8 protein-coding genes and 1 tRNA gene are annotated in these 9,376 nt (G+C 68.1%); 3 read left to right on the top strand and 6 right to left on the bottom strand.

Annotation, left to right across the window (positions count from 1 at the left end):
* The first annotated feature begins 3 nt into the window (after window positions 1-3).
* Together recJ and EP26_RS16025 are read left to right on the top strand one after the other, a co-directional pair.
* A complete protein-coding gene (recJ, locus tag EP26_RS16020; RefSeq protein WP_043339874.1) occupies window positions 4-1,779 on the top strand; it encodes a single-stranded-DNA-specific exonuclease RecJ in 1,776 nt (591 codons plus the stop codon).
* Between the two features lie 138 nt (window positions 1,780-1,917).
* Window positions 1,918-2,190 (top strand): hypothetical protein, encoded by a 273-nt coding sequence (locus EP26_RS16025; protein ID WP_043339875.1) that lies wholly within the window; start codon window positions 1,918-1,920, stop codon window positions 2,188-2,190.
* Window positions 2,191-2,197: 7 nt separating this feature from the next.
* On the opposite strand, the gene EP26_RS16030 is transcribed toward EP26_RS16025, so the two are convergent.
* The 5 genes from EP26_RS16030 to EP26_RS16050 all read right to left on the bottom strand — a co-directional run bounded on the left by EP26_RS16030 (window position 2,198) and on the right by EP26_RS16050 (window position 6,972).
* Window positions 2,198-2,812, bottom strand: a complete 615-nt coding sequence (locus tag EP26_RS16030; RefSeq protein WP_052389256.1) for a YcbK family protein — start codon at window positions 2,810-2,812, stop codon at window positions 2,198-2,200.
* Between the two features lie 132 nt (window positions 2,813-2,944).
* A complete protein-coding gene (locus EP26_RS16035) occupies window positions 2,945-3,937 on the bottom strand; it encodes an ABC transporter ATP-binding protein (protein ID WP_043339876.1) in 993 nt (330 codons plus the stop codon).
* Window positions 3,938-3,950: 13 nt separating this feature from the next.
* Window positions 3,951-4,778 carry an ABC transporter permease gene (locus EP26_RS16040; protein WP_043339877.1) on the bottom strand — a complete coding sequence of 276 codons (828 nt, stop codon included), beginning with the start codon at window positions 4,776-4,778 and terminating at the stop codon, window positions 3,951-3,953.
* Entirely contained in the window at window positions 4,775-5,698 is a 924-nt protein-coding gene (locus EP26_RS16045; RefSeq protein ID WP_211259455.1) for an ABC transporter permease, read from the bottom strand. The genes EP26_RS16040 and EP26_RS16045 overlap by 4 nt, the downstream gene beginning before the upstream one ends.
* A complete protein-coding gene (locus tag EP26_RS16050; protein WP_043339879.1) occupies window positions 5,698-6,972 on the bottom strand; it encodes an ABC transporter substrate-binding protein in 1,275 nt (424 codons plus the stop codon). Before EP26_RS16050 ends, EP26_RS16045 begins: the two co-directional genes overlap by 1 nt.
* 222 nt (window positions 6,973-7,194) lie before the next feature.
* Here EP26_RS16050 and EP26_RS16055 point away from each other — a divergent pair.
* Window positions 7,195-7,270 (top strand) — tRNA-Glu (locus EP26_RS16055).
* A gap of 709 nt (window positions 7,271-7,979) precedes the next feature.
* On the opposite strand, the gene EP26_RS16060 is transcribed toward EP26_RS16055, so the two are convergent.
* A partial coding sequence (locus tag EP26_RS16060; RefSeq protein ID WP_043339880.1) for an ATP-binding protein occupies window positions 7,980-9,376 on the bottom strand: 1,397 nt, incomplete at its 5' end.

A 9,376-nucleotide genomic window follows, 5' to 3' on the forward strand; every position in this document is an offset into this window, starting at 1 on the left:
GTGATGGTGGAGCCTGTCCTTGGTATCGGTCGCAGCCTGACCGGGCGGCGCTGGGTGTGGCGTGAGTCGGAGGAGCGCACCGGCCTCGCCATCGCGCAGCGGGCCGGGCTGCCGGAGCTGGTCGGGCGGCTGCTGGCGGCCCGGGGGGTGACGCTCGACGATGTGGGCGACTTCCTCGAGCCGACATTGCGGGCGATGCTGCCCGACCCCTCGCGGCTACTCGACATGGATGCGGCGGCGGAGCGGCTGGCACGCGCCGTGCGCGCGGGCGAGACCGTCGCCGTCTTCGGCGATTACGACGTGGACGGGGCTTGCTCGGGCGCGCTGATGGTGCGGGCGTTGCGGCGGCTGGGCTGCACCGTCAGCCATTACGTGCCGGATCGGCTGAAGGAAGGCTACGGGCCCAATCCGGCGGCGATCCGGGCGTTGTGCGAGCGGGGCGCGACACTGATCGTCTGCGTCGATTGCGGCATCGCGGCGCATGAGGCGCTGGCGGCGGCCGAGGGGCGGGCGGATGTGGTGGTGCTCGATCACCACAAATCCGAAGGGCCGGTGCCGCGGGTGGTAGCGGCGGTCAATCCGAACCGGCTGGATTGCACCTCGGGGCTCAGGAATCTCTGTGCGGCGGCGGTGGCCTTCCTGGCTGTTGTCGCGCTGCATCGGGCGCTGCGGAAGGCGGGGCATTTTGCGCAGGGGCAGGAGCCTTCGGCGCTTGATCTGCTCGATCTCGTCGCGCTGGCGACGGTCTGCGACGTGATGCCGCTCACCGGCGTCAACCGGGCGCTGGTGGCGCAGGGGCTGAAGGTGATGGCGCGGCGGGGGCATGCGGGCGTTGCCGCGCTGCTCGATGTCGGGCTGGTGCGGGACCTGCCGACGGCGCATTCGCTGGGCTTCGTGCTGGGGCCGCGGATCAATGCGGCGGGGCGCGTGGATGAGCCGGATCTCGGGATGCGGCTGCTGCTTTGCGACGACCCGATCGAGGCGCGGGCGATGGCGGAGCGGTTGGATGCGGTCAACCGGCGGCGGCAGGAGGTCGAGGCCGAGGTGCTGGGGGCGGCTTTCGCGGCGGCCGAGGCGCAGCATGCGGCGGGGCACCCGGTGCTGCTGGTCTGCGGCGATGGGTGGCATCCGGGTGTCGTCGGCATCGTGGCGGGGCGCGTGAAGGAGAAGTTCAACCGGCCGGCCTGTGTGGCTGGCCTCACGGGTGGGGTGGCGAAGGGGTCGGGGCGGTCGGTGCCAGGGGTGGATCTCGGCGCGGCGGTGATTGCGGCGCGGCAGGCAGGCCTGCTGGAGACCGGCGGTGGGCATGCGATGGCCGCCGGGTTCAGCTTCCTCGAGGGGCGTAGGGAGGAATTCCACGCTTTCCTCGATGAGCGGCTGGCGGTGGCGAAGGGGTTGCCGGGGGCGGCGGATCTCGTCGTCGAGGGGAGCGTCGCGGTGCCGGCGGCGACGACGGACCTCGCCTGCCAGGTGGAGCGGCTGGCGCCCTTCGGGTCGGGGAATGAGGAGCCGATCTTCGTCCTGCCGCGGGCGCGCGTGGTGCGGGCGGATCGCGTCGGGAAAGAAGGGAATACCATCCGCGCCTTCATCGAGGGTGAGGCGGGGGGGCGGCTGAAGGCCATCTGCTTCCGGGCGAAGGAGGGGCCGCTGGCCGAGGCGCTGCTGGCGCGGCAGGCGGGGCCGCTGCATCTGTGCGGCCAGATCAGGGCAGAGCGCTGGAACGATACGGTGAGCGCCTGCCTGCATGTGGTGGATGCGGCGCCCGTCCAGGCCGGCTGAAAGCGCGGATTTCCGTGGGGTTTGCGGCGGGACGGATACGCTTCGTCACGGCTTGCCACGGGATTGCGGCGGAATGGACACGACGCAGCCTTCGTCACGGCGGAGCGTTGCCCGGACGACAACCGTGAAGGGATAGCCATGCGCCGCTTGCTGCTTGCCGCGATGCTGGGATTGGGGCTGCTGTCAGGAGCTGCTTCGGCGGCGCCGGTAGGGCAGGGGGTGTCGGCGGTGGAGGGCACACTGCTGATGCCGGTGCAGTACCGCCGGGATTACGCGCCGCCACGGGCCTACGCGCCGCCTCCGCGGGCCTATGGCCGGCGCTACTATGTGCCGCCCCGGCACCGCAATTACCGTCGCTACGCACCGCCGCCGCGACGGTATGCGCCGCCGCCGCGCTACTACCGGCGCTGAGCGGGCGTCAGGGCCGCCGGGTGGCGGCCCAGGCCTCGGCGATTCGGGCGATGGGATCCGGGGGCGGGGCCGCCGGGGCGCTGCCGCCGGAGGGGCCGCCCGGGACATCGCCCCAGCGGCGGACCGGGCCGCTGTCGAGATGGACGAAGCTCTTGCTGGCATAGACCCCGACGCCGCCGCGGCGCATGCCGAGCGCCACATCGGCGAAGCCGGTGAGTTGCGCCGCGGGCAGGCAGACATCGAGGGCGCGGGCAGAGAGGTGCTGGCTGTTGCCGGCGCCGCAGACCAGCGCATTCGTCTCCGGCGTGCGGAAGCCGGAGACGACGAGGAATTCGCCGCGCCAGCGGGCGCGTTGCCCAGCCTCCCAGAGGATGTCGATGACCGTGGGGTCGTAGGCGTGGACGGTGCCGCTGCGGCTGTCGGCGAGGACGGCGGAGATGTCGGCGAGTGCCTTAGGATCGACCGTGCGGCCATCGTGGTAGACGCCGTTGAAGCGGGCGCCGGTGGCGGCATGGCGTAGTGTCAGCCGTCGCAGGGCGGGAGCCGTGCGCTGGGTGGCGAGGGCAGGCGTCGAGAGGGCGGCGGGCGCGAGGGCGCCGAGGAGGAGGGATCGGCGATGCATGGCAGCCTGCCTAGCGGGGCAGCGCCATCGGCGGAACCCTTGCTCGCGCGAACGCGTCTCTGCTCCCGCAAGCGCGATCAGGATTTCAACTTGTGCGTTAGAATGCCTGAGAAGTTGGCACGTGGAGAGGGTTCAGCCGGCCTCGACGAGGACATGCGCGTCGCGTTCGTGCCAGGTGAGCGTGGCGGAATCGCCGGGGGCGACGGGCTCGGCGTGGAAGGCCTCGTCGGGGAGGAGGACGGAGGCGTCCTCGCCCTCGCCGAGCGAGAGGGCGATGCGGACCTGGCTGCCCTGGTACTCCACGGCGGCGACGCGGGCGGGGCGATGCGGGTTGTCGCCCGCCGCGCCGAGACGGCAGCGGTCGGCGCGCACGGCGATGGGGCCCGCGGGGCCGTGCAGGATGTTGTGGCCGCCAATGAAGCGGGCGACGAAGGCGCTGACCGGGCGCTCGAAGACCTCGCGGGGCGGGCCGGCCTGGCGGATATGGCCGGCCTCCATCACCACCATGATGTCGGCGAGCGCCATTGCCTCGTCCTGGCTGTGGGTGACGTGGATGAAGCTGATGCCGAGCTCGCGCTGCAGGCGCTTCAGCTCCTCGCGGACGCGGGCGCGGAGGAAGGGGTCGAGGGCCGAGAGCGGCTCGTCGAGCAGGAGGACGCGGGGGCGGGTGACGAGGGAGCGGGCGAGGGCCACGCGCTGCTGCTGCCCGCCCGAGAGCTGCGCGGGCAGGCGGTCGGCATAGGCGTCCATATGGACGAGGGCGAGGTAGTCGCGGGCCTTGGCGTGGCGCTCCGCTTTGGCGACGCCGCGCATCTTCAGGCTGAAGGCGACATTGTCGAGGCAGGAGAGGTGCGGGAAGAGGGCGTAGGACTGGAACATCATCGAGGTGCCGCGCTCGAGCGGCGCGAGGTCGGTGACGTTGCGGTTATGGATGAGGACATCGCCCTCGGAGATCGCCTCATGGCCGGCGATCATGCGCAGCGTGCTGGTCTTGCCGCAGCCGCTCGGGCCGAGCAGGCAGCAATAGCTGCCGGGCGGGATGCGGAGCGAGATGCCGTCGACGGCGGTGGTCGCGTCGTAGCGCTTGGTGACGGAGACCAGCTCGACATCGAAGCGGTGGGTCATGCAGCCGGGGTCCTCAGCGAAGGGCCGCCGCGCGGCGGCGCTGGAGGCGGATGACGAGGGCGAGGGTGGTGCCGATGACGAGGAAGGAGACGGCCGTCGTCACCGTGCCGATGGCGAAGAGCGTGGGCGAGGTGGCGCTCGAGATCAGCGCGTAGATCTCGAGGGGGAGGGTGTTGCGGTTGCCGGCGACCAGCGTGGTGCGGGCGTATTCGTCGTAGCTGAGGGTGAAGGAGCCCATCGCCACGCCGAGGATGCCGGGCAGCAGGATCGGCAGGGTGACGTGGCGGAGGCGCTGCCAGGCGCTGGCGCCGAGATCGGTCGCCGCTTCCTCATAGGCGCGGTTGAAGCGGTTGAAGACGGCGAACATGGCGAAGAGGCCGAAGGGCAGCGTCCAGGTGAGCTGGGCGGCGAGCGCCGAGGTGAAGAGGCCGGGCTGCCAGCCGAAGAGCTGGAAGCCGAGGCCGATGCCGAAGCCGACGAGCAGGCTCGGCATCACCAGGCTGGCGACGGCGAGGTAGAAGATGAGGCCGGAGCCGGGGAAGCGGCGGCGGAAGCCCATGCCGGCGGCGACCGAGATCAGCACCGTCAGCAGGCTGACCAGCGAGGCGAGCAGGATGGAGCGGCCGAAGGCCGCGGGGATGTTCGCCATCTGGCCGGGGCGGAGGATTTCCTCGAACCAGAAGGTCGAGGTGCCGACCATGGGGAAGGTGACGCCGCCCTCCGGCCCCTGGAAGGAGAGGATGTAGATGACGAGCATCGGCCCGTAGAGGAAGAGCAGGAAGAGCGTCATCAGCATCGCCAGCGCGTAGAAGGTCCAGGGGCGGCGTGCATGGTGCCTCACCGGACCAGCTCCTTGCGAATGTCGACGATGCGCATCATGCCGGCGACCATCAGCGCCACGAAGAGGACGAGCAGCATCGCCGAGGCGGAGGCGGGCGGGTACTGCATCGCCTGGATCTCCGTCGCCAGCGCGGAGACGATGGAGGCGCTCTGGCCGCCGCTCATCTGCTTCACGACGAAGAAGTCGCCCATCACCTGGGTGAAGACGAGGATCGAGCCCAGGGCGATGCCGGTCTTCGACAGCGGGATCACCACCTCCACCATGGTCTGCCAGCGGCTGGCGCCGGCATCGCGCGCGGCCTCGAGCAGGGCCGGGTCGATCTTGGAGAGGGAGTTGGCGATGGGGCCGATCATCAGCAGCGTGAAGAGGTGGACATAGGTCACGCAGACGGCGAAAGGCGAGAAGAGCAGGAAGTCGAGCGGGCGGTCGATCAGGTGGAGGTCCATCAGCGCGCTGTTGAAGGCGCCGTTGCGGCCGAGGAAGGGGATCCAGGCGATGGTGCGGATGATCCCCGAGGTCCAGAAGGGGATGGCGCAAAGCAGGAAGAGCACGGTGCGCATCACCCGCGTCCGCACATGGATGACGAGGAACCAGGCGATGTTGAAGCCGAGGAAGAGCGTGATGCCCCAGACGATGAAGGCGAATTGCAGCGAGGAGAGATAGAGGCGGAGCGTCGCCGGGGAGGTCAGTAGCTCGCGGTAATTGTCGAGCAGGAAGTCGGGGTAGATGCCGGTGCGGTCGTAGTCGTAGAAGCTGACCACGAGGAAGATCAGCGTCGGCAGCGCGAAGAAGGCGATCAGCACGATGCCGAGCGGGCCGACCTGCAGCAGCGAGACGAGCCGCGGCGAGAGGCGAAGGCGCCGGCGGCGGGTGGGCCGCGGGGCGAGGGCGGCGTGTTCGGCCGGCTGGGTGATGCTCATCAGGAGGTGATGAACTCGTTCCATTTGCGGGTGAGGTAGCGGTCCTCGTCCATCACCGAATTCCAGACGGCGATGTTGCCCATGCGGGCGGAGAAGGCGCCGCCGTCGCGAACCTCGCCGGGCTTGACGGAGGGCTTGCCGAAGGGGTCGGGCAGCTCCGTCGCGGCGGGCTTGCCGTCGTACCAGTAGTCCCATTCGGCGGAGGTGAGGTGCTTGCGCGCCAGCTCCGGCTGGCAGGAGTAGTAGCCCTGGCGGGCGATGACGGCGCCCTCGAAGCCCGAGGCGTACCAGTTGGCGTATTCGATGGCGCAGTCGCGCTTCAGCCCCGTCAGGTGCTTCATGATGCCGAGATTGTAGCCCCAGCCGCGATAGCCCTCGCGCAGCGGCTGGAAGGTGCAGGGGATGCCGCGGGTGCGTGCCGCCGAGACGGCGGGGGACCACATCGACTGGATCACCACCTCGCCCGAGGCCATGAGGTTCACCGACTGGTCGAAGCTCGACCAGAAGGCGCGGAACTGGCCGGCGCGCTTGATCTCAAGCATCATTCCGATCGTCCTGTCGATCTCGGCACGGGTCATGTTGCCCTTGTTGCCGTAGCTCATCCGGCCGCCGGATTGCAGGGCGAGGGCGACGTCGATGATGCCGATGGTTGGCTGGTCCTGCAGCGCCGCCTTGCCCTTGAAGGCGGGGTCGAGCAGGTCGGCCCAGCTGGCGATGGGGCGGCCCACTAGGTCCGGGCGGATGCCGAGCGTGTCGGCATTCGTGATGGAGGGCATGCTGGTGAGCCACTCCGTCGGGCCGGGGGCGAAGGCCTTGCCTTCCTCGCTGGTGGCGTAGAGCACGGTGTAGGGGGCGACGCCTTCGGTCGATGCCTTCCGGCCGTCGGCATACTCGCCCCTGGTGAAGAGCGGGATGGTCTGGTCCCAGTGCTTCATCTTCGAGAGCGGGATGGTCTGCAGCACGTTCCGGCCGACTAGGTATTTCAGGTAGGTGATGCTGACATCGGCGACGTCGATGGCGCTCGACTGCGAAAGGAAGCGGTTGAGCAGGTCGGCGCCCTCGCTCGCCTGCATGCGCACCGTGAAGCCGAGATCCTTGCTGGCCCGTTCGGCGATCTGCGGCAGAGCGGTGACGGTGAGGCCGGCGTGCTGGAGCGTGATCTCGCGGATGTTCTGCGCCCAGATGGTCGGGAAGCCGGTGAGGGCGCCGGAGCCGGCGGCGGCGCCGATGCTGGCCCCGAGCAGGTGGCGACGGGAGAATCCGGGGTGAGGCATGGTCACTCCTGCGAGCGGGGCGGCATGTCGCGCTGCACAAAAGTGAACGCCAAATAAGCATAAGCAGGAAATCACGAGTAAGTGGCTGAATTAATGGAGAAATAAGGCAGGAAGTGGGAATTTTAACGCCACTTCGGAGTGGCGTTACGGTGAGGCTGGACGTTGCCGGAGACTCCGTGTAGTGGAGCCGCCCACGGCCCCGATCGGGACCGCTACAGGCCAGTCCCCATCGTCTAGAGGCCTAGGACACCAGCCTTTCACGTTGGTAACACGGGTTCGAATCCCGTTGGGGACGCCAGCCACAAGACACTGAAATCACTCCTCTTTCTGGCCCGGCCCGCGCCGGGATGGGGCGACGGGGTACAGGGTCCACTTTTGGGTCCAGGACCATGTTGGCCAGGGCTGGCTGGACCCCTCCCGCCTATGAGGCGGCCGCTATGGCGTAGCGGCCTTGACCGAGCCGCTGGTGAGGATTCATGCAGTTTGGCGGGGATTGGCATCAAGCTCGTGCTCGGCCGCCGCACAATCCTCGATGGTGGAATCGGCTCTCCTGGCTCCGATGCGAAATGCAGGACGGTCCGATCCGCATGGTCCTCGCTGCGCGAACACCAGTGGCTACTGAGGAACAGCCAGTCCTGCGATCGCAGAGAGCAACTCCAAAGCCAGTTGCGCGATGCGGCAGGAGGAGCCAGTAACCCCCAGGTACCTCATGAATAAGTTGCAGATTGATCCACTGCTTGGGAGCCCTGCACCGCGGCGATATTTTGTTAGAGCGCAGCGCGAAGGCCGCCCGCCGACGCCCTGGGTTTGGCTGATCTATGAGGAAGGTCAGACAAAACCCTGCCAACGCTCCACGCACCTTTATCGCTCTGCCGAAGATGCCTGGGCAGTTGGCCAAGCGCTGCTCGTCCGGTTTGGAGGGCGCCGGCAGAACCGTGACAAATCTTCTGTGAAGTAGGGCCTGTCGTTTGCGAAGTGGTGGGGCTGATCGGAGAGGCTGGTCAAACTCAGACCCTCTGTGCTGACCCCGGGTCGGAACGCCGACTGCCGCGGTTGTTCAGAGCGGTGCGCACTCGGTCTGCAAGATCAGTGTGGCTGTATGGCTTGCCGAGCACTGCGGCGGCCCGTGCCGGCCTTTGCTGCACCACGAGGTCGTCGCTGTAGCCGGTCGCAAGCAGAATGCGGAGGTTGGGGTACAGTGCTCGTGCTTGCTCGGCTAGCACAAGGCCGTTCATGCCGCCCGGCATGGAGATGTCAGTGAACAGCAGGTCCACCTGCCCGCCTGCTCGCCCCAGTACCTCCAGGGCTTCCTCCCCGCTCCGCGCCGACAGTACCCGGTAGCCAAGGGTTGTCAGTTGATGCACCGCGAGTTCAAGCACACCCGCGTCGTCGTCCACGGCAAGGATTGTGGCGGTGCCCTCCGGACTGTGGTCAGGTAATGCTTCATTGTCGTTGAAGGGCTGCGGCGTGTCCGACGTGTCATCCAGCGCCAGGGGGAAGAGCATGCGCACTCTGGCTCCGCGGCCGGGCATGCTGGCGATGTCCAGCCGCCCGCGCGACTGGCGAACAAAGCCATGAACAGTTGCAAGGCCAAGGCCGCGCTTGCCAGTCTTGGTGCTGAAGAATGGCTCCGTGGAGCGCGCCAGAACCTCTGGCGGCATTCCTGGCCCTTCATCCTCGACGCTCAGCACGACATAGCGGCCCGGCTTCACCCCATCGCTCCCGGCAAGGACGGCTGCTTCGTCCAGCATCACCGTCCCGGTACGTATAGTCACGCGACCGCCACCCGGCATGGCGTCACGCGCGTTGGCCAGCAGGTTCAGCAAGGCCACCTTCACCTGAGCTGGATCAACGGCACATAGCGGGAGGCCGGGGTCGAGATCATAGCGTAGCTCCATGCCGTCGCCGAGGGTGCGCCACAGCACCTCACCGATTTCCGACAGCACCGTGTTGAGGACGACCGGACGCGCTTCGAGCCGTGTTCTTCGGGCAAAGGTCAGGAGTTGTTGGGTGAGCGTCGCCGCATGCCGGGCGGCCTGCCGTGCACGCTCCAGCGGCCTCAACGCCTCAGGTTCATTCGGCAGGCGTGTCTCAGCGCGCTTGAGATTGCCAAGCACGACCTGAAGGGTGTTGTTGAAGTCGTGCGCAAGCCCGGCCGCCAACTGCGCGATCGCCTCCATTTTCTGCGCCTGCCGCAGCGCATCTTCCACGTCATGGCGTGGCGTTGCATCGAACTGCGACGCGAAGAAATGCAGGAGTTCGCCATCCGGGCCAAATACCGGGCCGATAAACAGAGCATTCCAGAAGGGTGTGCCGTCCCTCTTGTAGTTCAGTATCTCGACTGCGATCGGGCGCCGCTCAGCCAGAGCGGTTCGAATTTGGCTTACCGTGTCCTGGCTGGTGA

This window comes from Belnapia moabensis DSM 16746 (assembly GCF_000745835.1).
Taxonomy (GTDB): domain Bacteria; phylum Pseudomonadota; class Alphaproteobacteria; order Acetobacterales; family Acetobacteraceae; genus Belnapia; species Belnapia moabensis.